This is a genomic window from Paenarthrobacter sp. R1 (genome assembly GCF_030264015.1).
GTDB classification, from domain to species: domain Bacteria; phylum Actinomycetota; class Actinomycetes; order Actinomycetales; family Micrococcaceae; genus Arthrobacter; species Arthrobacter ureafaciens.
Genome location: NZ_CP127115.1, coordinates 3,782,189 through 3,806,552 on the forward strand (window position 1 = coordinate 3,782,189; position 24,364 = coordinate 3,806,552).

The following is a 24,364-nucleotide window of genomic DNA, read 5'->3' on the forward strand; positions in this document are numbered from 1 at the left end:
CATGAGAGTTTTGCATCTGGGGTTCGAGGACCCCCGCATGCCCGGGGCAGGCGGCGGATCCGTCAGGACCCATGAAATCAACCGGCGCCTTGCCGCCCGGGGATTCGACGTTACTGTGCTGACCACCCGGTATCCCGGGTGGCAGGAACGGGTCCAGGACGGCGTCCGCTATGTGCCCATCGGCCTTGGCAGTGGTGGCACCAGGCTCACCAGGCTGGTGGCGTACGTGCTGCGGTTGCCCTTCGAAGTGCGGCGGCGCCGGGTGGCGGCCGATCTGGTGGTGGAGGATTTTTTCGCACCCTTCTCCACCATGGCTGCGCCGCTCTGGACCAAACTTCCCACTATCGGCGTTGTCCAATGGCTGCATGCCAGGGACAAAGCACGGCAATACAAACTGCCCCTGCACTGGGTGGAAAGGTGGGGCGTTCGCAAGCACCGGAGGCTCATTGCAGTGTCCCGCGGAATCGCAGACAACCTTGCTGCACTGAATCCGGCCATCCATGTGGACGTGATCGGAAACGGCGTGGATCCTGCGGCGTGGAAAGCAACGCCCCACAAGGGCCAAAATGTCCTCTTCGTCGGGCGCCTGGAACTCGGCCACAAAGGTTTGGACCTGCTGATGGCGGCCTGGGCCAAGTGCTGCGCGGACGTGGACGGGATGCTCCTCGTTGCCGGCACGGGCCCGGACGAAGCAAAGCTGCGTGCGCTCATCCGCGACGCCGGTCTCTCAGAGCGCGTGCAGTTGCTCGGGTGGCTCTCCGGGGAGGAGAAGTTCCGCGCTTTCAGCGAGGCGCGCCTGGTGTTGGTGCCTTCGCGGCACGAGACCTTTGGACTCGTGGCCATCGATGCCCTGGCGACGGGCACGCCGGTGATTGCCTTCGACATCCCGTGCCTGCGGGAGATCGTCCCGCCAGGGGTGGGGTGGCTGGTCGAGCCGTTCGACGTCGGCGCGTTCGCAGACGAGATAACGCGCCGGTACGCACAACCCGGCTTGGAAGCCGTGGCTGAGGAAGGACGGAAGTTCGCGGCCGGCTACAACTGGGATGCGCTCGCGGACCGCCAGGCCGAGGCTTACCATGCCGCCTTGGAGGCACTTTCCGCAACAACCGGTCGGCAGGACAGTGCCGCTGAAAGGGATTAGATGACACAGCAAAAACGGGTTGAACGCTCCATGGCAGGAAACGCGCCTTGGCTTGTGCTGTCGCCCCATCTTGATGATGCAGTGCTCTCCTGCGGTGCGCTGCTCGAGGCCCAAGCGCAAAAGCGCACCATCGTGGTGGCCACCGTGTTCACGGAGGAGGGTTCCCCGCCGCACACTCGCGCGGCACGATCGTTCCTGAGCCAGTGCTGCATCACCGACGCCGGGGAGCTCTTTGAAGCCCGCAAGGCCGAGGACAGGGCCGTGCTGGCTGCCATGGGTGTCCAGTACCTGCACCTGGGAGAGGTGGATGCCCTCTTCCGGAAGCGCGAACCACTCCGCCATCGCAGGCCGTTCCTTAAGCAGGGGCTCGTGGACAAGGTCTGGAGCAAGCTGCCTCCTGAACTGACGCACCGCTACCCGACCTACCGGTTCGATATCGCTTTGGGAAGAGTGGCGCCGGGCGACCAAGCGCTCATTGGGAAACTGAGGGACAAAGTTGCCGGGCTCATGGCCAGCACCCAGGCTGAATTGCTTTTTTGTCCGGTGGGAGTGGGACGGCACGTTGACCATCTGATCACGCGGGAGGCGGCAGCAGGGCACCCGGACAACGTCGTCCTGTACTCGGACTTCCCTTATAACGTGGCAACACCACCGGATGCGGCCTTGCTGGAGCGGCAGGGCTACCGATCCTGGACGTGGGAGGCCGGCGCTGCCTCCAAGCTTTCGCGCATACGGGAATATGCCACCCAGGCAGATGCCCTGTTCCCGAGCGGCGTGATTCCCGTCAAAGGGGAAACGTATTTCGCTGCGGACTGATCCCGTGGGGCCGCTGAAACAGCAAGGATTCTGAAACAGCAAAGCCCGGGCGAATCCGCCCGGGCCTTGCCGTTGTACGTCTTGCCGTTGTACGAAGTTTAGTTTTCGCCTGCCGAGTCCGAACGGCCGAGGATGGTCTGCGGGATCCAGAACGCGAGGGCGAAGAGACCCAGGCACACGGCCATCGGCCACGGGTTGTCCAGCGTCAGGAAGGACAGCGAGTAGATTGCGCCGAGGAACAGGACGATGATCACCAGGAACAGGACAATGCTGGTGCCCAGGTTGTTCTCTTTTTCAATCGGGGCAGTGTTCTTGGACATTCATTCCTCCTCGGCCCCGCAGGGCTCAAATTCCGTGGCGGCTTCCGGAAGCCTTAGTAGTCGGATGAACCCTGTTCACCCTTGACGATGGCAATCCCGGAGCTCGCTCCGATACGTGTTGCACCAGCAGCTATCATAGCCTGTGCGTCGGCCAGGGAGCGCACTCCGCCCGAGGCCTTGACGCCGAGATCCGGGCCCACGGCCTTGCGCATCAGGGCGACGTCCTCTGCGGTGGCGCCTCCGCCGTTGAAACCGGTGGACGTCTTGACGAAGTCGGCGCCCGCCTCCACGGCAGCCTCGCAGGCAATGACCTTCTGCTCGTCGCTCAGCAAGGAAGTTTCAATAATGACCTTCAGGATGGCTTCGCCTCCGTGGACGGCCTCGGCAACCTTGGCGATGTCTTCCACCAGGGCGCCTTTGTCATTGGCACGCGCGGCGGCAATGTTGATCACCATGTCCACCTCGTCCGCTCCGTCCAGCACCGCGCCGCGGGCTTCGAACGCTTTGACGTCGCTGGGCGTGGCACCGAGCGGGAAGCCCACCACGGAGCATGTCAGCACTCCCGAACCCTTGAGGGCGTTCTTGACGGTCTTGACCCAGACCGGGTTGACGCAGACGGACTTGAATTTGTACTCGACGGCCTCAGCGCACACCTTCAGGACGTCCGCCTCGCTGGCCTCGGGCTTCAGCAGCGTGTGGTCGATGTAGGAGGCAATGCCGGCTTCAGTGCTCATGGGATCCTTCCGTGCCGGGCGTGGCCGGCCCGGTGGCCGCAGGGTTGTCACTGCCCGTCAAAGGACCATCTTGCCATAAGTGCCGTGGCCCGATCGGAGGTTGCACGGCCCGATCAAGTGGTTGTTCACGCTGCTTCCCGGGTGTCCTCCGCGTTCCCGAAAGCGGCCGCCGGGGCACCTGAAAGAATCCCCGCGGCACACAGCATTGCGGAGGATTCGGCCGACAGGAGCAGCCCCAGCCGCAGGCCGTCGCAGGAAGCTGCGTCGCCGATCGCCCAAATGCCGGGAACCGAGGTGGCGAGGTCGCGCCCGACTGCGATGCCGCCGTCGGAGGCTATCCGGAGGCCCGCCGTCAGGGCGAGTTCGGTGCGGGCGATCCGGTCTTCGGCAAGGACCACGAGGTCGCCGTTCATGCTGCTGCCGTCCTCGAACAGGATGCCGGCGGCCGGCAGCGGGGAACCGGCCAGGGAAGGTACGACGGCGGCCGGGCGCAGCGTGGTGCGGACGGGACGGACTCCGCGGGCCCGGAGGACCGCCTCGGCTTGTCCGGCAGCGGGTCCGGTGCCTACCAATATCCCCAAAGGCCGGTGACCGACCACGCGCGTGGCGTCCTTGATGGCTTCCCCGATGGGGCCGGCATCGTCGATGGTGGAGTAGCTCAGGCCGCAGTAGGCGCCCGTGACTGGCGGCAGCAAGGGAGCTGAGCCGGTGGCGATGACCAGTTGGTCGTAGGCGAACTCCATGCCGTCCACGGTGGTGACTGCCTTGGCTTCAGCATCGATGTAGCTTGCCGCCTGGCCGAAGCGGACGGACACGCGGGGGAGTCCGGCCAGTTCAAGGAGTTCCTGCGGGCATTCATCACGGTTGCTCAGGACCGTGATGGTGCCGTCGAAGAGGCGTTGGCCTTGCGGTCGGGGTCCTTTGCCCGCCAGCCGCCGAACCAAAGCCTGGGCGGCCGGACCTGCGCCTGCGATGACGATGTGCCGGGAAGAGGAGGACATGGTGGGCCCTTTCGCTGTGACCTGCCTGGTGCTTGTGTACATCAGCCTAGGAGCCGGGTTTTTCGGGGGTGTTTCCCCGCTGTTGCCATTGGAGGCGCGTTTGTAGCGCGGCGTTTACCAGCCGGTAATAAGCTGGATCACACTCTCGCTTGCGGGGGCGATGTGACCAAAGCTGCAGGTCAGTAGCGGTGGAGCAGTTCCCGGAGTCCGTTTGCGGCGAATCCCGCGGCGGCCCCGGCCCGGTCAATAAAGCCGTGGGCGCCTACCGGTTCAACGGAGGCCAGGAGTCCGGCCGCGTCCGCCAACGTCATCCGCACGTCGGTGCGCGTATCCCCGAGGGCCAGTTCTGCGCGGCGCGAGTCCATCCAGGCGTCCGGCCCGGGGTCGTCGTGGAGGGTCCGGGCCACGCTCAGTTCCTGCCAGGAACCGCCCAGCCGGACCTTTCCGCGGTAGGTCACCTGGTCGCCGTCGGACTCCACCCGCCCGTCTGCCACGAACACACGGCCGCCAACCCCCGCATGGTCGACGTAGCCGGTGAATCGGGGCGGCCCTGCGACGGCAGCGGTAGGGAGTACCACGGTGGCCCGGAACGTCAGTGGGCTGCCGCCGATGTCTCCCCGCAGGGTGTCGTTGAAGCGGACTCCGGGGGGCGGTTCCGTCATGGCAGTACAGCCGGCGTCCTTGGCCACGCCCTCCGGTTGCAGGGAATCGAGGTAGCTGCGGGCGTCGCGGTACCCCATGCCGATCAACGTCCCGGCGTCCACCCGGTTCAGGTAGAACTCGGGATCCAGGGGAAGCGGGTGTTCGGGTTTGATGACGTGCAGCACGAAGTGCCGGCCCGTCGCCGCGGCCGCCTCGAAGTCCGCCAGCAGCGCGCCCATGGCACTCATTTCGATCATGTGGACGTACTGTTCCAGCGGACCGTCACCCCAATACGGGGAGTTGCCGATGCACCAGATGAGCCACACTTCATCGGCGCCCCGCCGGAGTGCCTCGGCGACGTTTGCGTCCCGGACCCAGACGGCGTCGGTCCAGATCCTGCCGTCGCGGCGCAGGGGAGTGAGGAAGATGGGCAGGGACATGCCCGCAGCCATCAGTTCGGCGTCGATGTCCTTGGCATCGATTGCGTGGCACCGCTTCTCGGTGAATTCCACAACGTTGAAGGAACCCTCGACGGCGTCCGGCGCAGTTGCGTGCCGGCGCACGGCATCGGCGTCGACGCCCAGGGCAGGGAACACTTTGTTGAGGATGCCGTCGGCGTCGCCGATGGCGGGCAGCGACCACGGACCCTTGAGGTAGTCGCCCACGGGCAGTGCGGAGCCGAAGTCCTTGACGTCAACGTCCAGCCACCGCCGGCACATGTCCTCCGGAGATACGCCGGAGAGCAGCATCCCGGCAGTGAGGATACCCCCGGACGTTCCATCCACGTGATGGAAATCGATCCCTTCCTCGGCCAGTGCCCTGACCACTCCGGCCTGCCATGCAACGCGCATCCCGCCGCCCGCCAATACCAAGGACCGCTTCATGGCGTGAGTCCCGCCGGGGCCGCGGCACCGAGCCGCCGCCAGTAGATGAAGAGGAGCACCGCCGTCGCGAGGTCGAAGAAGGCAACCAGCAGGGCCAGGGGCGAGAAGACGCCGTTGAGGACCCCGATCCCTACGGCTCCGAAGGCCCCGGTCTTCTGCACGCCGGACCACAGGACCACCTCGGGAGAGGGCACTGTGTTGAGCAGGGTGTGAAGGAGAAGCCCGCCCACTACCACCATGAACATGCCCACCGTGCCAAAGAGCTGCCGGGTTTCCGGAGTCGAGTCCGCGCCGAGCAACTGCAGCAGGGGGCCTCCGAAGGGCACTTCCACCACGCCCGTCACCACCGTGATGATCGCGATGAGGGCCAGCACGGCCCGGAGGGGATCGGCCGTTGCCCAGGCCACGGTCCCCGGCGGGTGTGGCTTGCGGGACTCAGCGTGGGCGCTCACCCGAACGACTCCAGCAGCCGGCCCCGGTCAACGAGGAGCCACACCATGGCAGCCCACGTCAGCGTGGAGACGTAGAAACGAATGTCATTGAGCATCATCCACCGTTTGAGGAGCGAGCGCAGTTCGGCGTCGTCCTTGAAGTCGCCGCCGCGGATCCGGACGTTGATGGGAATGATGATTCCCTGTCCCACCCAGGTCAACACGATGATGCCAAGCAGGCAGATGATGGCCGGAACAACCCGGATGGTGCCCCACTCGGACCAGACGAGGATGCCGCCGGAAATGAACATGACGGGCACAACCACGGTGAAGAACTTGGTGGCGGCACGGGTGGGAATCCCGAAGTGCATGTCCACGTTGTCCCGCGCGAGTGAACGCCACGTGGGGTAGAGGAAGAACTTGAGGACCCACATGGTGCCCACGTACATGGTGGCGCCGAACAGAAAGTACAGGGCGTTGATGAGCAGCAGCCAGTTCATGGGGTACCGCCCGGGGTGTTGGCCGCGGCCCCCGGCACCCGGCTGCGGTCAGGCGGCTCCAGCCACTCCTGGCCCTGCCCGAGGTTCACCACGCTGTCCAGCATCTCTCCGCCCCGCAGGCCCGCAGCGCCGGCCTCGGTGGGCGCCGTCAGGAACCAGGCCTCATAGTGGTCGTCCAGTACGCCGTGGGCCGTGGGCAGCCAGGCGGTGAAGATCGGTTTCGCTTCCGGCTCCAGGTTCTTCAAAGGTGCGACGCCGGGCGCGTCGCCAAGGATGAGGCGCGCCTTGGCCTGTGCCCCGAAAGCAATGTCTCCCGTGGCTTCAAAGTAGATGTCCGATTTCCAGAGCATGTTCCGGAACGCGCAGTAGTTGGACGCTGCGAGTTTCAGCGGGATGCCCAGCGGATCCGGGCGGTCGATCTCGATGTAGCAACCGAGCTTGCCGTCCTTGTCGTACTGGGCGGAGACCGTGGAATCGGTCACCACGAAGTCAAGGTTCGCCTGGTGCTTGGGCATGCCCCAGATGCCCTTGCCGCCCTTGACGGAGATTTCGGTGCTGACGGGGAGGTCCACCACGAACTGGCCAAGCTTGAACGTCTTCTGGAAGAGCAAGGGAAGCAGCGGTGGCGCAGGTCCCAGACCGTGGGTAATGGCGATGGCCAGCGAATACTCGATGTACTTGCCGATGTCCGTGGACCGGTAATTGACCACCGTGACCACCAGCAAGCCCTTGCCGCCCAGGCTGAAGGGCCGCAGCTCAGGTCCGGGAAGGATGGCGGTTGCAGCCTTCTTGTTGATGGGGAAAGCCGCCATGAGCACCGGTGAATCGTCGGAGTTGACGGGCATGACGTACTTGATGCCGTCCGCCAGGGCGTGTTGGCCACGCAACCGCTGCTGGCGGCGCGGTACGGGAGAGGGCATGACCTTGAGCAGTGGGGTGATCAGCTCGGTGAGGGTTTTCATGGCTTGAGCTCCTGGTGTCCGTTCAGCTCGTCGATGATGATGGGGAAAGTGTCCTGCCAGGCGTGTTCGCCGAAGAAGACGTCCAAGTGCCCGTAGCCGGGGATGAGGTGCAGGGAGTCCTTGCCCGGGCGGTGCTTTCGGAAGAACTCGTAGCTGCGCTGCTGGCTCTCGGGCAGGAAGCACAGGTTGTCCAGTCCGGCGATGAACGCGAACCGTGCATCCGTCTGCGGGGCCTCGGCCACGTAGTCCTTCGGCAGTTCAGGATGGTTGCCTGCCGCCACCATGTGCCCTGCACGGATGCTGCGGCCCATCTCCTCGAAGAACGTCACCGGCACTTCAGCGAACTCGCCGCTGAGCCACTGGTGCGTTGCGTCGTCGAGGTTTTCATGGGCCCACAGGGCCGGGCGTCCGCTGCCGTAGGTGAAGCTGACCATCTTGCACACGGTGTTGTCGCACTCGTGGTGCGTGGCCTTGACCAGGCCGCGGATGGCCCGGGTGAAGTAGCCCTGCGACTTGTAGCCCCATGCCGGTGAAAGATACGGGGTGAAGAGTTTCACCACGGGCGTGAGGTAGTCGATCTTCAAGCGCGAGAAGGCGGGGACCACAGGGTGCAGCGAGACCGCGTTGGAGACAATCGTGTCCACTTGCGGCAGCAAGCCGGCAACCGCGGACATCGTGAAGGACGTGGAGCCCTGGCAGTGGATCACTGCCTTTATGGTGTCGGCGCCGGTCTCCCGGAGCACGTACTCGACGGCGGCCGGGTGGTCATTGACTGCGGCGTCAGCGAGCGTCCAGGACAGCGGCTCCAGGTCGATCGAGGCGCGCCAGTTCAGCATCCAAACATCCCAGCCGTCCTCCAGGAGCACGTCAACGATGGTGGTGCGGATGGGCGGCCGGAAAAGTTCGGCCCTGACGCCGGAACCATGGACCAGCAGCACAGGGCCCTTGGCGGGTTCGGCCGGTGACGTGACGTGGACCAGGCTCAGGGGAGTGTTGTCCCGGGCGCGGAACGGGATCACCTCGGTCCGGTGCGCGGCGCGGGTGATGGTCATGGCGTGGTTCCCTTCCGTGCGATGGTGATCGGTTCTTCAAGAAGCCGCACGGCCGGCAAGCCGGACTCCGGAACCAGCCGCGCGCCGTCGTTGCCTGCCAGTCGCCAGTCGCGGCAGATGGTGTCCACCACCAGCGGGTAGACGGTGAGGTTGCCGTCGGTCCCCAGGTGGATGCGGAGGAAGCCCTTGTGGTCCTCGATCGACTGCCCGGACATCTTCCACGAGTCCACTTCGCCGCTGGGCGTGGCCAGGATGAACAGCGCGAACGCCTCACTCCCCAGCACCCACCCGCCGCCGTGCACCAGGGCAAGCGCCACGAGCACCACCAGGATGTCCGGCCAGTGGCGCGGCCACGGGATGAGGATCACGACGGCGGCACTCACCGCGAGCGCGGACAGTTGGTACAGCGTGCCGCGGGCAAAAACGACGATGCCGGCTGTGGCAATTCCCAGTGCCCGTGCCAGCACGGAGACCACGAGCAGGAGGACCGGCATGGCGAGGACCAGCACGGTGATGGTCAGGGGCAGGTTTCCGGTGGATGCCCCGCGCAGGGCGTCCACGAAGGGCTCACCTTGGAACGCGCTGAACACGGTCCAGACGGTGAGTGCGGCCACGACGTGTACGGCTCCCATGGAAACGCCGAAGCCGGGGTTGCGTACGGGAAGCCACGACGGCGAGAACGGGTTGGCCAGCCGCGGGCCCAGGAGGTGGGACTCGGATTGGTCGGGGTAGATGGTGGGGGCGCGGGTGAAGCGGCGAACGGCAGGTGGAGGGTTGGCGCCGGAGGTTTCTCCTGCCCCTGCCGGTGCGGGGAGGAGCAGCTCCTTCGGGAGCCAGTGGGCGTCCGAAAGGTAGGCGCCGCCGAGGCCGCACGTGATCATCTGGGTCATGGCGGCACCGGTGTTGGGGGTGTTTGGCTCGGGGTTGGTTTCTTCGTAGCGGGAGTAGTGGTGGAGGTCCCCCGTGAGCCACAAGCGGACACTGGCCCCGGTGGGTTCGAACAAGCCCGTCTCCGGGTTGAACCGTCGCCGCAGGTAGTCCTGTTCGAAGAAGTCGGCCTGGCGGAACTCGTTCGGCTTTTCCCCGGTGCGGTCAGCGTCGGCGTCCACCCAGACGGGGGCGGCAACGCACAGGATGATCGCGTCCCCGGGCTGCAGTTGGAGGGTGACATTGCGGTAGAAGTAGTCCAGCTGGGGCTCATCGATGTACTGGCCCAACTGGCTGTCCAGGCCCAGCAGCCACCAGCCGGGGGTGCCCTTACGGCCGGGGCCGGGCCCTTCCCCTGTCAGCCGGACGGCGAAGTAGCTTCGGCTTTGGATGGTCCGCCACGCGCCGATGTTCCGTTGCCGGGTGAACGTCCGGATGAACGAGGTCAGGCCGTCGTACCAGTCGTGGTTGCCGGGGAGCGCGAGCATCACAGGGATCTGCGCGCTTTCTCCCGGGGTAGGGTTGCCGCCGTTAGGGGTGCCCGCCGGGGACCGCGAGGCCGGGAACGCGGTGCGGTACGGCCCCACCATGCGGTTCTCATAGGCTGACGGGGATGCCACGGGGTACACCTCGTCGCCGCCCAGCACCAGCACCCGGCCGCGGGGAAGCTCGTGGCCGTCCACCCTGAGTGATTCCTGTGCCAGGAGCGAGGCCACAGTGTAGGTGGCGTCGAAGCCGTCGCCGAGGTCGGCAGTGAAGTCGAGCCAGAGCTCACCGGGCGTGGAACGCGGGCCCTCAGTGGGGGTGCCGGCGCCCATCCCGGGGGTCGGCATAGCCCGGCTGGTGACAGGCGGCTGGGCCGGTTGCCCCGGCACGGGAAGCTTGTCCAGGCGCAGCGGATCGTCCGGGAAGCTGCCTTCGAGCTCGCGTTTGTCGCCGAAGTCCGCGAACACGGTGGCGGCCATGACTTTCAATGCCGTCCGCGCCAGGGACATGGGGGAGAGCCAGCGAACAGCCGGCTGCGGGGTGAATCCCAGCAGCGCCCGGTGCTTCGCGAGCTCCCGGCTTTTCATCGCGGGGTCATCGTCCTGGCCGCTTCGAGGGGCCGGTTTGGCCCCGGAAAGGGAAGGGCACCCGCCTGATCCCGTGGCCGTACACCCGCCAGAGCTCGCCCCCGAAGAGCTTCATGAACGCTGCCAGGCCTGCGGCAGGTGCGGGGCCTTCCGCCCGGAACGTGGTGAGCTGTTTGGCGAAGTCCAGGGGGCGGATATACAGGATGCCCGCACCGGAGGGTTCCGGTGCCTCCTGTGTGCCGTCCGCTGGTGGTACGTGGCCACGGAGGATCGTGGCATAGAGGATGGTGGTGTCCGGCCAGAGATCGAAGCCGGCCTCGTTGTGGATCTGCTTGTACCCGGTGAAGGTGAAAGGCGTACCGCCGGGATCCCGCAGCCACAGCCGGTACAGCATGCGGCGGGCCGGACGCCCATCGGTGGATCCATCCTCGACGAACAGGTTGAACCAGCCCTTTTCCACCGGCATCCGGCCGCCGAAGTAATCGGCAAGCACGTACCCCTCCGCTTTTGCCGGATGGCTTGGATCGGCCACGAAGGCGTCCATGTCCTCGGCGGTAATGGTTAGCTCGAACATGATCCTGCGGTTGCGGTCCCGGCCCAGGCTCCGGCCTTTCTCCGGGTCTGTTACGCCGGGGCTGAACCAGCCGTGCATCTGCTCGGTGAAACTCACGGACGTGGAAAGCCCGGCACTGGCTGCGCCCGGCGTCAGCCTACGGCTACGCGTCCGGGCAGTGGCGGCGCCCGCCGGTTGCTCCTGGCGCGCGCCCTTGCCCTTGGTAGCGTCCGGCGCCAGGGCGCGTGGAGCCAGCGCATCGACGTCGACGACGGCGCCCGCGGCCTCCTGCCCGACGGTCGCGTTGGGCACGATCCCCCGATGGGCCGGGGCGTTCACGATCCGGGCGCACGCCCTCTCGGCGAAGGCGGCAATGGTCAGTGACGGGTTGGCGCCCACGGGCCCGGGCATCGCGGCGCCGTCCACGACGAACAGGCCAGGGTAGCCGAAGACCTCCCCGTACGAATCGCACACGCCCTCTCCGGGGTGCCTGCCCGCGGGGGCCCCGCCGATGGGATGGACGGTGATGACCCGTTTGGCCCACCAGAGCGGGTTGTCCACGAAGTCCCCGTCCAGGTCCCCGGCAATGGCGGACATCGTGGCCCGCACCCGGCCGAAGTACTCCTTAGACGTGGACATGGTCCAGGACACTGCGAGCCGTCCGTCCCGGAGCGTCAGCACGCCGTCGGGAACGTCCCGGCCCATGCCCAGCAGCGGGACCGAACTCGAGGACAACCTTCCATCGCCGAGGGCAGCAGCCAGGTCGGCCGACACGTTGGACCGCCCTGCGTCAAAGAGCCGGTCCGTGAGCAATCGCGCGGCAACTTTGGCCGTGCGCTTGACGGTGGTGCGAAGCTGCGCGGTTTCCATGAGCCAGTTGATGAATGCCGGATACCCGGCGTCTTCCACGTAGTAACCGCGGCCGTCGCCGTCGTCGTCATTGCTGTCCGGCACCCGGATCGCAGTGGTGATGACCGGACCCCGGCTGCCGGTGAGGGTGCGGACGCCCGGAGGCATGCCGTTTTCCCCGGGCGTCTTCGCGCCCATAACGAACGTCAGGAGGTCGCCGTTGCCGCTGAACCGGGTGCCCAGGGCGTCGCTGAGGGCCGGCAGCGAACCCCGGTTGCGGAGGAGCAGGAAGTTGCTGCCGAACGTGCCGGCACCAAGCAGGAGCCTGCGGCAGTGGATGATGTGTTCGTCCAGCAGCCCTCCCTGGTTGTCCGGGTGGTGGATGACATAGCGGACTTCATAGCCTCCGCCGTTCAAGGGCCTGATGCCCCGAACGTCGTGGAACGTCCGGACGTCGGCGCCCTTCGCGGCCGCGGCCGACAGGTAGTTGTGGTCCAACGTGTTCTTGGCGCCGGAGTTGCAGCCGATGTCGCACTCGCCGCTGAGGGTGCACGTGGTCCGGACGGTGTCCGGGCCGTGGATGCTTCCGTACTCCGGGAGGCGAAGCGGCCGGTTGGTCCGGGGTTCCTCGTTGGGTCCGGTGGCGAAGGTGACGGCGATGGGAGGCCTGCTGATGGACAACCCGAGGTTGGCCGCCGTCTTTTCCATGGCGAGTGTCTTGAGGGTGTCGTTGTAGGGGTAGGGCACGGGGCGGAGCATGTCCTCGGCGAGCTTGTAGTAAGGATCAAGGTCCGCCCGCGTGAACGGCCAGTTTTCGTAGCCGCCGCCCGGAATGGGGGATTCGTTGACGAACCACTTCTCGTCCTTGCGCAGCAGCACGTTGGCGTAAATCAGGGAGCCGCCGCCGAGCCCGCTGGATACCAGCCCCTCCGTGCCGCGGAAGGTCCATGCGTCGAACAGGCCGTAAAGGCCGCGGTCCGGATCCCAGAAGTTCCGGCCCATCTCCGACGGCGAACGCGCGAAGCTGCCCGGCGGGTAGGGCTTGCCGCGTTCCATGAGCACCACGGATTGTCCGGCCTCGGCCAGGCGAAGGGCTGCCACGGAACCGCCGAAACCGGACCCGACCACTACTGCGTCCACCGTTTCCGGTGGGGCACCCCGCCGTGGTGTATCGCCGGCGGGCTGTGGACCCGGGTTCCCAGTGTTCGTGTTCCCCAGCCGAACCATGGCCGTTCCCCTCAAACGAGAGCTGACCTGGAGTTACCCGAACGTGCCCCGGGTGATGCCTCCGCGGATTATGGCCCTTATGTTCCCACCGGTCCGGGTATCTGTCCATGCTGTGGAGTAACCCGGTTTTTCTGCCTGTGCACCGGTCCCGTTGGCGGAACAAAGCCCGCAAGGGACGTAGGGTCGGATCATGAGCCTCGACAATCCTGCAAAGGTCGCCGTCATCACCGGAGTTGGAAGAAGGCGGTCCATCGGAGCTGCCTTGGCCACAGGGCTTGCCATGGACGGCTGGAACCTGGTCATCAACCACTGGAAGCCTTACGACGACCGGCTCGGCCTCGAAGCGTCCCCGGACGATGCCGAGGCGATAGCTGCCGAATGCCGCGAACGTGGCGCCGGCGTCGTACTTGTTCCCGGCGATCTCAGCGATCCCGGGTTCCCCGCCGAACTGATCGCGGCAGGGCGGTCGCTTGGACAGGTGAGCGGCCTGGTGATGTCCCATTGCGAGTCCGTGGACAGCAGCATCCTCACGACGTCCGTAGAGAGCTGGGACCGCCACTTCGCCGTGAACGCGCGTGCCACATGGCTCCTTATCAAGGCGCTCGCGGAGCAACTGCCCGCCGTCCCTCCGGGCGAGGTAGGAGGCAGGATCGTGGCGCTCACCAGCGACCACACCGTCAACAACCTGCCGTACGGGGCGAGCAAAGGCGCGCTGGACCGGATCGTGACGGCAGCCGCCGTCGAGCTTTCCGGGCTCGGCGTCCGGGCCAACGTCATCAATCCCGGCCCCATTGATACCGGCTGGATGGACGAGTCTGTCCGCTCCTGGACGACGGCGGCCACCCCGGCCGGGCGCCTCGGCACGCCCGCGGACACTGCGGCGTTGGTGCGGTTCCTTTTCTCTGATGCTGGCTTGTGGATCAACGGGCAGGTGCTGCACAGCAACGGTGGGTTCAACGTCTCCTGATCCGCCGTCGGATTCGCGGGAACGCTGCCCGTTCGCCGTAGGCTTCCCTGCGACCGGGCACTGTTCCAGCGACGTCGGCGAAGTCGGCGAGGCTCACGCGGGACGCGCCGTCGAGCTCCGTACCACCAGGCGGGGAGTGAAACGGCGGTCGGCAGCCGGTGCCTCGGGGTTGCGGAGGCGTTCCAGGGCAATCTGGCCTGCGGCTTCCCCGAGCCGGGCGGCGTGGAGGTCCACGGAGGTCAGGTCGATGCCGTGCAGCCCCGCGGTCCGTGAATTGTCATAGCCAATGAGGGACAAATCCCGGGGGATCGACAGGCCCATGGCATAGGCAGCTTCCCGGGTACCGAGTGCCAGTTGGTCGTTGTGGCAGAAAATCGCGGTGGGCCGGTCGGCCTGCCCCAAGAGGCGTGCTGCGGCCCGGTGCCCGGATTCCTGCGTGAAATCGTCCGCGCACAGTGTTTGCGGCACGAGGCCGGCCCGGCGCATTGCCTGCTCATAGGATCGGCGGCGAACCACGTGCCCGTCATGGGCGGGGCCCGCCAAGTGGGCTATCCGTGTGTGTCCCAGCGTCAACAGATGCTCCACCGCGGCGCGTGCACCGAAGGAGTCATCGGAGTAGACACTGTCCACGCCGGCCACCGGGCGGGTAACGCTGACCAGCGGCACCGAGGCGGCCATTTCGTGGACGGCCTCGTCCGGATCCAGCAGTGTGGCGGCGATGATGATTCCCACCCGGGCTTCGATCAACGACTCCACGGCACCGCGGTCCTCGCCGTCAACGGAGCGCGAGACGCTGAGGATCAGCCGGTTGGGCTCCTGGGAGAGCGCTGTGCGGACGCCGCTGAGGATATCGGCGTAGATTTCATTGCGGATGTCCAGGAGGTAAAGCCCGACGGCGGAGCGGTGTTTGCGCGCGAGGTCGGCGGCCACTGCGTTGGGCCGGTACCCCAGACGTTTGGCGGCGGCGAAGATGGCCTGCTTGGTTTCATCGCTCACTCCGGGCGCGCCGCGGAAGGCAAATGAAACGAGCGTGCGGGATACCCCAACCTCGCGTGCGACATCGCTTTGCGTGGCCGGACGTGGAGGACGGTCGGAAGCCATGGCTTCATCCTGCCATGGACACAAAACCGAACAATTAAAGTCATTTGTTAGTTTGACCTTACATTTAGGCCTTTCGCGCGTTAGTCTTGTTCCAGAGCGGGTGGGTATGACCCGCAACACACTGACAAAGGAGTCCTGATGTCTGCTACGCAAACGCAGCGGGAGAGTGCGCATAATGCGGTGTTGCCTCCGCTGACGAACGGCCCACACCGTAAGCGGTTGGGCCTGGTAGCCCTGGTCGCCACGTTCGGCGGCCTTCTGTTCGGTTACGACACCGGCGTGATCAACGGCGCCCTCCGGCCAATGACGGTGGACCTTTCCCTGACGCCGCTGACGGAAGGAATCGTCACCAGCTCGCTGCTCTTCGGCGCGGCCGCAGGAGCGGTGGCGGGCGGAAGGCTTTCCGACGGCTGGGGCCGCAGGAAGACCATCATCCTGCTGGCCATCCTTTTCTTCCTCGGAACGCTGGCGTGCGTCTTTGCTCCGAGCTTCGAATTCATGGTCCTGGGCCGCATCATCCTTGGCCTCGCCGTTGGCGGCGCGTCCACTGTGGTTCCCGTGTTCCTCGCCGAGCTGGCACCGTACGAGATCCGCGGGTCCCTGGCCGGCCGCAACGAGCTCATGATCGTCATCGGCCAGCTCGCCGCGTTCGTGGTCAACGCCATCATCGGCAACATCTGGGGCGAATTCGGCGGGGTGTGGCGCATTATGCTCGCCGTTGCCGCCCTGCCGGCCATTGCCTTGTTCTTCGGCATGCTGCGGATGCCCGAATCGCCCCGCTGGCTCATCTCCAAGGGCCGGTCCGCCGAGGCCCTTGCCGTCCTGAAGACCATCCGCTCCGAAGACCGCGCCGAGGCCGAGATGGCCGACGTCAAGCACCTGGCCGATGAAGAGAAGGCTTCGAAGGCCACTTCATGGGCGGCATTGAAGGACAAGTGGATCCTGCGCATCATCCTGGTAGGCATCGGCCTGGGCGTCGCACAGCAGCTGACCGGTATCAACTCGATCATGTACTACGGACAGTCCGTGCTCGTGGAAGCCGGCTTCGACTCCAGCGCCGCACTGATCGCCAACATCGCGCCCGGCGTGATCGCCGTCGTCGGTGGTGTCATCGCCCTGACGTTGATGCAGCGCATCAACCGCCGCACCACGCTGTTGCTCGGTTTCACGCTCACCACCATCTGCCACTTCCTGATTGGCATAGCGTCGATCGTCCTGCCGGTCGGCAACGAGGCGCGGCCGTTCGTGATCCTCTTCCTGGTGGTGGCGTTCGTCGGTTCGATGCAGACCTTCCTCAACATCGCGGTGTGGGTGATGCTGTCCGAGATCTTCCCGCTGCATGTCCGTGGCTTCGCGATCGGACTTTCGGTGTTCTGCCTCTGGATCGCCAACGCGCTCCTGGGCCTGTTCTTCCCCACGCTCGTGGCCGGAGTAGGCATCACGGGAACGTTCTTCCTGTTCGGCGTGGTGGGCATCGCGGCCCTCATCTTCATCTACACGCAGGTTCCGGAAACCCGCGGCCGCACGCTTGAAGCACTTGAGGAAGATGTCACCACGGGCGCCATCTACCTGGTGCACAAGAAGTAGCCGGTCAGGCTTTCTTCACGACGCTCGACTTCAGCTGCATCGGACCGAAGCCGTCCACCTTGCAGTCGATGTCGTGATCGCCCACGCCATCCACCAAGCGGATGTTGCGCACCTTGGTGCCCACTTTGATGGAGGTCGGGCTGCCCTTGACCTTCAGGTCCTTGATGACGGTCACGGTGTCGCCGTCGTTGAGGACGTTTCCAACCGCGTCCTTGATCAGCCTCTCCGCGGCACCGGCGTCGGGGTCTTCGCTCTGGGGCTCCCATTCGTGGGCGCATTCGGGGCAGACAAGCAACTCGCCCATTTGGTAGGTGTACTCGCTGGAACACTCAGGGCACGGGGGCAGGGATTCACTCATGGTTCGGTTTTCTTTCTCTCGGTGGCTGTTTGAGCCGTTCGTGCTGCAGCGGCCCGGCTGACGTGGCTGCGTGCGTGTTCGACGGCGGCTGGAAGGTCGCTGAACAGGTGTTTATGGTGGCGAAGGGACTCAATCACGCCAACCTTCGTGGCCAAATGCAGGTGCCTGTCCTGGATGCCTTTGATCAGGACGGTGATCCCGCGCCGCTCCAAAGCCTGGATGATGTCAGTGATGACGCGGGCCCCGGTCGCGTCCAGGATCTGCAACTGGGACATCCGGAGGATGACGACGTCGACGTTCCGGATGTCGGTGACGCGTTCGAGCACGCGTTCGGCGGCGCCGAAAAACAAGGCACCGTCAAGGCGGAACAGTGCAATGTGTTCATCGCCGTCCATGATAGGGCCGGGGATTTCTTCCCGGTGGACACCGGAGGAGCGCACCAGGGAACGCAAGGCGAAGAAGGCGGCAACGACGATGCCGATTTCCACAGCCTCGATCAGGTCGAACGAGACCGTGATGACGGCGGTGACGAAGAAGACGATCGTGTCAGCCCGCGTGGAGCCGATCACCGCCCGCAGCGTCGGCAGCGAGACCATCCGGGCCGCCGTCACCATGAGGACCCCGGCCAACGCTGCCAAGGGGATGCGGGACACCACGCTGGTTGCCAGATATACGACGGCCAACAGCACCAGGGCGTGGGTAATGGCTGCCGCCCTGGTCCGGCCTCCGGAACGGATATTCACGGCGGTCCGCGCGATGGCACCGGTGGCAGGCATGCCGCCAAAGAACCCGGACGCGATCGAGGCAAGGCCCTGGCCGAACAATTCCCGGTCGGCATCGTAGGCGCCGGTATCGGAGATCGAGGACGCGACCCTCGCCGAGAGCAAGGATTCGATGGCCGCAAGCGCAGCGATGGTTGCCGCCGGACCAACCAAGGCGGACAGGATCTCCATGTTCAGCACGGGAAGCGCCGGGGCCGGCAAGCTGGTGGGCAGTGCGCCAATCCTGGCCACCGGAAGCGCGAAAACCTCGGCAATAACGCTGGCAAGCACGATCGCCACCAAGGACCCGGGCAAGCGGGGATGGATTTTCGGGGCCAGCACCATGACTGCCGCCACTACGGCCACGATCCCCAGGGACGCGCCGGTCGAAACCCATCCGGCTCCGGCGGCGTTCACGGCACCTGCCGCGTGCACTGCGGCCAGCACGGCATTGGTGGAGTCCCCTCCGTCAGTTGCCAGGGCAGCAGGGACTTGCTGGAGGAAGATAATGGCCGCAATGCCCACCGTGAAGCCCTCGATCACGGGCCAGGGAAGGAACGTCACCACGCGGCCCAGTTTCAACGCCCCTGCAGCCAGGACAATCAATCCGGCCAGCACTGAAACGGCGGCCAGGGCGCCCAGTCCGTGGGCGGCTATCACCGGGGCGAGGACAACAACCATCGCCCCGGTGGGGCCCGAAACCTGGACATGCGAACCGCCAAACACCGCCGCTACCAGGCCGGCAACCACTGCCGTAATCAAACCACTGGCCGCTCCGGCGCCTGAACTGACGCCGAAGGCCAACGCCAACGGCAATGCCACGATTCCTACTGTCAGGCCGGCCACAAGGTCAGAACGCCAGGACGCACGCAGCCCGGAATAATCGCCCCGGCCCGGCAATAACGCCCGGGCGGCAGCCAAGCCGGCGTGGACGGTTTTCACGGCGTGCCGCCCGGAAATGCCTCTGCAGCATCGGAGGATTCCAGGTTGTCCCGCGTGGTGCGCAGGATCTCTCCGAGCAAGGATCTGGCCACCGTCAACAACTCGGCCACCTGCGGGTAGGCCAGGGAGTAGAACATCTGCAAAGCGCGCCGTTCGGACACCACCAGCTGATACCGCCGCAAGACCGAGAGGTGCTGCGACAAATGGGAGGCCTCCAGGCCGGTGGCGGACAACAGGTCCGTTACGGATACCTCGGGCGCTTCGGCCAGCAATTCAAGGACCCGGATGCGCACCGGGTGCGCCAAGCCCTTGAACAAGTTGGCTTTGACCTCATACAGCGGTGCCCGGGCATCCGAATAGGCCACGAGGCTCATCTCCAATACACACTGATTGACTAATTGATGAATTCATCAATTAGTGTAGCAAGCGTACGCGGGGACGGGTAGAAGGATGAGCCCGGAACCTAGGCGCGCAGCCGGTACCCGCGCTTCACGACCGTTTCAACGAGCTTGGGGTCCGGAAGGGACGAGCGCAGCCGGCTCACTGTCATGTCCAGCGCGTGGACGGAACCACGGAGGTCCAGGAGGTCCGATAACGCCTCACGCGAGAGCACGGCCCCGCCGGCACCCAGAAGGGCGCGGAGCAGCAAGAGCGGGGCGGGGGCAAGCTCCACCACTTCGCCGTTGATGCGCAGGCAGCGGCCCCGCAGCTCGATCGTGGCACTCTTCGTTTCCAGGCGGCGGACGTGGTTCAGGGACAGATGCTCGGTCACCAACCGGATCAAGGCACCCATGCGGTAGCGGTCCGGGATCAGGGGCGACAGTCCGGCGTCGACGAGCGGCTGGGCGGTCACGGGACCCACTGCCGCCACGGTTACCGGTCCCTTCAGGGCCTCGATCAGCTGGCGGTACAGGCCCATCTCGTGGGCCGTGCTCCACATCGCATCCACCGCAGGGGCGCTGGTGAAGGTGAGGACGTCAAGGTTCCCGCCCACCACGGCCTCGATCAGGCGCGGCAGCTTGTCCTCGCCGTCGGGCTTGACCCACCGGTACGGGGTGACGGTGAGGACCGTGGCGCCGGACATGCGCAGCCGCTCCAGCTGCCGCACATCCGTGTAGCCGTGCAGCTGCACCGCCACGGTCTTGCCGCGGACACCCTCGGCCAGGAGCATGTCCACCAACGTTGCGGTGGTTTCGTCACTGCTGATTCCGACGTCGGCAAGACCGGCCGCGCGGACGGCGCCGCGGGCTTTCGGTCCCCGAACGAACATCCGGCACGCCGCAAGAGTTTCCAGGAGCTGCTCGCCGATGCCGAACGAGTCAGCGGCCTCGCACCAGCGGCGCATGCCGTACGCGGTGGTCGCGATGCAGATGTCCGGACGCGCCTCGATGATGGTGCGCGTATCCTCGATGAGCACCAGGTCTTCCTGGACGGGGGCTATCTTCAACGCCGGGGCGTGGAGCACGCTGGCGCCGCGGCGTTCCAAGGCTTCGATGAGGTCCCGTGAGCGGCGGTGCGAGGTGACGCCGATGCGAAACCCGTCCAGGGGCGAATCCGTAGCCTCGGACGGTTCTGCCGACGGGGTCACGGGGTCGAGGGCGTGTGCAACAGTCATGGAATTACCTTCAGGCTTCAAGGAGCGAAGCCGCCAGGCGGCTCAGTTCAGCGGACGCATCGGCATGGCTACGGTTGGCCTCGGCAACCCTGACTACCTCGCCGATGACCAGCACGGCCGGGTTGCTGCAGCCCGTAGCTGCCGTTTCGATGGTACCCAGATCAGCGATGGTAGTGCGCTGTCCGGGGCGGTACCCGCGCTCCACAACGGCCATGGGCATGTCCGGTTCCATGCCGGCACGGCGAAGGCCTGCCGCGAGCTGGGGCAGGGTGCCGATCCCCATGAGGACCACAATGGTGCCGCCCAGCCCGGCCAGGTGCAGGTGCTCCTTCTCAGTGAGCGGCGCATGGCCGGAGACGACGGTGAACATGTGGCTTACTTCCCTGTGGGTCACCGGAATTCCGGCGGCCGCGGGGACGGAGATGGCGCTGGTGACACCGGAAATCACCCGCACCGGAACGCCCGCGGCAACGCATGCGGCCACTTCTTCCCCGCCACGGCCGAACACGTACGGGTCGCCGCCCTTGAGCCGGACCACGTTCCGGCCCAGCAGGGCCGCTTCCACCATAAGCTTCTCGATGTCACGCTGCGTCACCTTGTGGTGCCCGGGCTGCTTTCCAACGTCCACCAACTCGGCAGAGGTCAAAGCGGCCAGTTCCTGGTAAGGGGCCAGCCGGTCGTAGAACACGACGTCGGCATCGCGCAGGGCGGCGACGGCGCCCACGGTCAACAGATCCAGCGCGCCGGGTCCGCCGCCGACCAGGGTGACGTGGCCCTCCGGACCGGCGGCCGGTTCGTGTGCCACCGGGATGCCGGCCTCGCGGCAGCGTTCCAGCAGCGGAAGCCAGCCGTCGTCGCCGTCGTCCACTGCTGCCACCAGGAACGGACGCTCGGGGAGGGGACCGTCGGATGCCGCGCCGGCCGGAGCGCTGAGCCGGTACACGGTGGCACCTGCCTGCTCGTAGCGGCGCACTGCCTGGCGGGCGGTCACGTCCGAGCCGGTGACCAGGACGTCCCGGCCGGTGAGGTCGATGGTGAGCTGCATGGAATTCCCCTAGTTCTCTGCGCCGGCAGTGCTGCGGACCGGGATGGTGGAGGCGATGAGTACGGCGCCCTTTTCCTCGTGGGTTGCCGGACGGATCTGGCCGCGCTCGGGAACGAACGCGATGGAGTCGTCCTTCTGGTTGGGGGCGTTGACGAAGGAACGGAAACGGCGGAGGCGCTCCGGATCCTTCAGGGTCTCGGCCCATTCGTCCTCGTAGGTGTCGATGTGCTTGGCCATGGCTGCCTCAAGCTCCGCGGCGATGCCAAGGGAATCGTGAACCACCACGTCTTCAACGTGCTTCAGCCCGCCGTCGAGCTCTTCCTGCCACCGGGCGGTGCGCTGGAGGCGGTCCGCAGTGCGGATGTAGTACATGAGGTAGCGGTCGATGTACTTGATGAGTGTGTCGTCGTCCAGGTCCTTGGCCAGCAACTGGGCGTGGGCAGGGGTGGCACCGCCGTTGCCGCCCACATACAGGTTCCAGCCGTCGGCGGTGGCGATCACGCCAACGTCCTTGCCCCGGGCCTCGGCGCATTCGCGGGCGCAGCCGGAGACGCCCATCTTCAGCTTGTGCGGGCTCCGGAGGCCGCGGTAACGCAGTTCCAGCGCGATGGCCATCTGCACGGAGTCCTGCACGCCGAAGCGGCACCAGGTGGAACCGACGCAGGACTTCACCGTGCGCAGGCTCTTGCCGTACGCCTGGCCGGACTCGAAGCCGGCGTCCACCAGTTCCTTCCAGATATCGGGAAGCTGCTCCAGGCGTGCACCGAACATGTCGATGCGCTGTCCGCCGGTGATCTTCGTGTACAGGCCGTACTTCTCGGCAACAGCAGCGATGACGCCGAGGCCCTTGGGGGTGATCTCGCCGCCGGCGATGCGCGGAACCACCGAGTACGTGCCGTCCTTCTGCATGTTGGCCAAGGCCCGGTCATTGGTGTCCTGCAGAGTGCCGCGGCCGGCATCGAGCACGTAGGCGGAGTGCTGGCTGGCCAGGATGGAGGCGATGGTCGGCTTGCAGATATCGCAGCCTTCACCCGTGCCGTACTTGGCCATGATGTCCTCGAAGGAGGTCAGCTCCAGGACACGGATGGTTTCGAACAGTTCCTGGCGGGAAAGGCTGATGTGCTCACACAAGGCCTTGGAGACCTCAATGCCGGACTTCTTCAGTTCACCTTCCAGGAGTTTCTTGAGCATCGGCACGCAGGAACCGCACTGGGTACCGGCGCGGGTGCAGCCCTTCAAGCCGCCCAGTTCCTGGACGGGGGCATTCCCTTCGCAGCTGCCGCAGCCATTGATGGCGTCACGGATGGAACCTGCGGCCACGTTGTTGCAGGAGCACAGGATCGCATCATCCGGCAGCTCGGTCTCGGGAGCTTCGCCGCCGCCGGCTGCGCTCAAGTAGGCGCCGGGCTCGGCGGGCAGTTCCCGGCCGAGCAAGGGGCGCAGGCTCATGTACGGGGAGGCGTCGCCCACGAAGATGCCGCCCAGGAGGGTCTTGGCATCATCGGTGGTCACGATCTTCTGGTAGACGCCGCGGGCGGGATCGGCGTAGACGATTTCCAAGGCATGCTCGGTCTTGGCGAAGGCATCACCGAAGCTGGCCACATCCACGCCGGAGAGCTTGAGCTTGGTGGCCGTGTCGAAGCCCGGGAACGTTGCCTCGCCGCCGTGCAGCCGGTCAGCCACGATCTCCGCCATGGTGTTGGCCGGGGCTACCAGGCCAAGGCACATGCCGCCGAAGTTCGCTACCTCGCCGATGGCCCAGATGTTGTCCACTTCGGTGGCGCAGAAGTCGTTGATGACCACGCCGCCGCGCTGGCCCAGGCTGAAGAGCTGCTCTTCGCCTTCGGCTGCGCGGAAAAGGTCGTCGCGGGGCTTCACGCCGATTGCCACGATCACCAGGTCGGCAGGGATGGTGCGGCCGTCCGCCATCAGCACCCCGGTGACCTGGCCGTCGTCGGTCAGTACCTCGGACGGGAACACGCCGCCGTGGACTTCAAAGCCCTTGGCCTCGATCAACCTGCCGAGGGCCTGGCCGGCGCCTTCGTCCAGCTGGGTGTTCATGAGCCAGGGGGAACCGTTGATGACGATCGGGTTGGCGCCCAGCTGCTCGGTGCCGGCAGCGGATTCCAGTCCCAACAGGCCGCCGCCGATCGTCACGGCGTTGACCCTGCGGCCGAGCTTGGCGCCCAGGTCCGCGATGGCCTTGTTGATGGCCCAGACGTCCTCGAGGGTGCGGTAAACGTGGGTGTGCTCAGCGCCGGGGATGGGGAGCCGCGCTGCGTCCGAGCCGGAAGCGACCACCAGTTCGTCATATTCGTATTTGTTGCCCGACGCGGTGAGGACGCTCTTGGCTTCAGCGTCGATCTTGACGGCGCGCTCGCCGGTCTTGAGCGTCAGGGCCGGGTGGTCCCACATGGACGCCTCGCCCAAGGTAAGGTCCACGCCGGTCTCGGTCAGTGCCTTGCTCAACGCCACGCGGTCGTAGGGGAGGTGGGCTTCCTCGGTGAGGACGGTAACCTGCCAGCCTTCGAGACCGCGGTTGTACATGGCATCGGCAAAGCGGTGGGCTGCAGGGCCGCCTCCGACAACGACGATGCGGCGCGGGTTCTCTGTGCTTGAAGTGTGTCCGGTCACTGGTGGGCCTTTCGCAAATGTCGCAGACGGATCTCCGCAACTTGTGAATTCAGCCTAGGGACGGGCAGTTTCACTTCAGTTTCCCTTTTGTTTCGTGATCTTAACTTCTGCATCACGAACGCATTTCGCAGGGTGTGAGGTCTCTTTTACCCATCGGACACAATGCGGGACTCCAGCTGAAACAGTGGCGTCCTAGCTTTGGAGGGTGGCCGCAGGCGTGGCCCGGTCCGGGGGAGTGACGG

21 protein-coding genes are annotated in these 24,364 nt (G+C 65.9%); 4 read left to right on the forward strand and 17 right to left on the reverse strand.

What is annotated here, in order from left to right:
* Position 1: 1 nt before the first annotated feature.
* On the forward strand, positions 2-1,141 hold the full coding sequence (locus tag QN084_RS18165) for a glycosyltransferase family 4 protein (RefSeq protein ID WP_062095774.1): 1,140 nt from the start codon (positions 2-4) through the stop codon (positions 1,139-1,141).
* Entirely contained in the window at positions 1,142-1,957 is an 816-nt protein-coding gene (locus QN084_RS18170; protein ID WP_241650943.1) for a PIG-L deacetylase family protein, read from the forward strand.
* Between the two features lie 98 nt (positions 1,958-2,055).
* On the opposite strand, the gene QN084_RS18175 is transcribed toward QN084_RS18170, so the two are convergent.
* The 10 genes from QN084_RS18175 to QN084_RS18220 all read right to left on the reverse strand — a co-directional run bounded on the left by QN084_RS18175 (position 2,056) and on the right by QN084_RS18220 (position 13,112).
* Positions 2,056-2,277, reverse strand: a complete 222-nt coding sequence (locus tag QN084_RS18175) for a hypothetical protein (protein WP_021471440.1) — start codon at positions 2,275-2,277, stop codon at positions 2,056-2,058.
* A 53-nt stretch (positions 2,278-2,330) separates the two neighbouring features.
* Entirely contained in the window at positions 2,331-3,011 is a 681-nt protein-coding gene (gene deoC / locus QN084_RS18180; RefSeq protein ID WP_021471439.1) for a deoxyribose-phosphate aldolase, read from the reverse strand.
* A 125-nt stretch (positions 3,012-3,136) separates the two neighbouring features.
* Positions 3,137-4,012, reverse strand: a complete 876-nt coding sequence (locus QN084_RS18185; RefSeq protein WP_021471438.1) for an FAD-dependent oxidoreductase — start codon at positions 4,010-4,012, stop codon at positions 3,137-3,139.
* A gap of 179 nt (positions 4,013-4,191) precedes the next feature.
* Entirely contained in the window at positions 4,192-5,538 is a 1,347-nt protein-coding gene (locus QN084_RS18190) for a patatin-like phospholipase family protein (protein ID WP_069694752.1), read from the reverse strand.
* Positions 5,535-5,990: a hypothetical protein gene (locus QN084_RS18195; RefSeq protein WP_021471435.1), complete on the reverse strand. Its 456-nt coding sequence runs from the start codon at positions 5,988-5,990 to the stop codon at positions 5,535-5,537. The genes QN084_RS18190 and QN084_RS18195 overlap by 4 nt, the downstream gene beginning before the upstream one ends.
* Positions 5,987-6,469, reverse strand: a complete 483-nt coding sequence (locus QN084_RS18200) for a DUF1772 domain-containing protein (RefSeq protein WP_062095778.1) — start codon at positions 6,467-6,469, stop codon at positions 5,987-5,989. Before QN084_RS18200 ends, QN084_RS18195 begins: the two co-directional genes overlap by 4 nt.
* Positions 6,466-7,431 (reverse strand): acetoacetate decarboxylase family protein, encoded by a 966-nt coding sequence (locus tag QN084_RS18205; protein ID WP_083261815.1) that lies wholly within the window; start codon positions 7,429-7,431, stop codon positions 6,466-6,468. The genes QN084_RS18200 and QN084_RS18205 overlap by 4 nt, the downstream gene beginning before the upstream one ends.
* A complete protein-coding gene (locus QN084_RS18210) occupies positions 7,428-8,483 on the reverse strand; it encodes an alpha/beta hydrolase (protein ID WP_069694753.1) in 1,056 nt (351 codons plus the stop codon). Before QN084_RS18210 ends, QN084_RS18205 begins: the two co-directional genes overlap by 4 nt.
* The gene (locus QN084_RS18215; RefSeq protein WP_069694754.1) at positions 8,480-10,483 is read right to left on the reverse strand and encodes a hypothetical protein; all 2,004 of its coding nucleotides are present in this window, start codon (positions 10,481-10,483) and stop codon (positions 8,480-8,482) included. The genes QN084_RS18210 and QN084_RS18215 overlap by 4 nt, the downstream gene beginning before the upstream one ends.
* Positions 10,484-10,490: 7 nt before the next feature.
* Positions 10,491-13,112, reverse strand: coding sequence for a GMC oxidoreductase (locus QN084_RS18220; RefSeq protein ID WP_069694755.1), 2,622 nt, complete (start codon positions 13,110-13,112; stop codon positions 10,491-10,493).
* A gap of 190 nt (positions 13,113-13,302) precedes the next feature.
* On the opposite strand from QN084_RS18220, the gene QN084_RS18225 reads away from it, so the two are divergent.
* A complete protein-coding gene (locus QN084_RS18225) occupies positions 13,303-14,079 on the forward strand; it encodes an SDR family oxidoreductase (protein WP_069694756.1) in 777 nt (258 codons plus the stop codon).
* Between the two features lie 93 nt (positions 14,080-14,172).
* On the opposite strand, the gene QN084_RS18230 is transcribed toward QN084_RS18225, so the two are convergent.
* Entirely contained in the window at positions 14,173-15,180 is a 1,008-nt protein-coding gene (locus tag QN084_RS18230; RefSeq protein ID WP_069694757.1) for a LacI family DNA-binding transcriptional regulator, read from the reverse strand.
* Positions 15,181-15,318: 138 nt separating this feature from the next.
* Between QN084_RS18230 and QN084_RS18235 the strand changes: the two genes are divergently transcribed.
* On the forward strand, positions 15,319-16,767 hold the full coding sequence (locus QN084_RS18235; protein ID WP_069694758.1) for a sugar porter family MFS transporter: 1,449 nt from the start codon (positions 15,319-15,321) through the stop codon (positions 16,765-16,767).
* Between the two features lie 4 nt (positions 16,768-16,771).
* Here the strand turns inward: QN084_RS18235 and QN084_RS18240 are convergent, their stop codons facing one another.
* The 6 genes from QN084_RS18240 to nirB form a co-directional block, all read right to left on the reverse strand.
* On the reverse strand, positions 16,772-17,125 hold the full coding sequence (locus QN084_RS18240; RefSeq protein ID WP_062095788.1) for a zinc ribbon domain-containing protein YjdM: 354 nt from the start codon (positions 17,123-17,125) through the stop codon (positions 16,772-16,774).
* Positions 17,122-18,828 carry a SulP family inorganic anion transporter gene (locus tag QN084_RS18245; protein WP_021471425.1) on the reverse strand — a complete coding sequence of 569 codons (1,707 nt, stop codon included), beginning with the start codon at positions 18,826-18,828 and terminating at the stop codon, positions 17,122-17,124. The genes QN084_RS18240 and QN084_RS18245 overlap by 4 nt, the downstream gene beginning before the upstream one ends.
* Positions 18,825-19,202, reverse strand: a complete 378-nt coding sequence (locus QN084_RS18250) for an ArsR/SmtB family transcription factor (RefSeq protein ID WP_021471424.1) — start codon at positions 19,200-19,202, stop codon at positions 18,825-18,827. The genes QN084_RS18245 and QN084_RS18250 overlap by 4 nt, the downstream gene beginning before the upstream one ends.
* Positions 19,203-19,291: 89 nt before the next feature.
* Positions 19,292-20,443: a uroporphyrinogen-III synthase gene (locus QN084_RS18255; RefSeq protein WP_021471423.1), complete on the reverse strand. Its 1,152-nt coding sequence runs from the start codon at positions 20,441-20,443 to the stop codon at positions 19,292-19,294.
* Between the two features lie 10 nt (positions 20,444-20,453).
* On the reverse strand, positions 20,454-21,488 hold the full coding sequence (gene cobA, locus QN084_RS18260; protein WP_021471422.1) for a uroporphyrinogen-III C-methyltransferase: 1,035 nt from the start codon (positions 21,486-21,488) through the stop codon (positions 20,454-20,456).
* Between the two features lie 9 nt (positions 21,489-21,497).
* Complete coding sequence (gene nirB, locus QN084_RS18265) at positions 21,498-24,122, reverse strand: nitrite reductase large subunit NirB (protein WP_069694759.1); 2,625 nt, start codon at positions 24,120-24,122, stop codon at positions 21,498-21,500.
* Between the last annotated feature and the right edge of the window lie 242 nt (positions 24,123-24,364).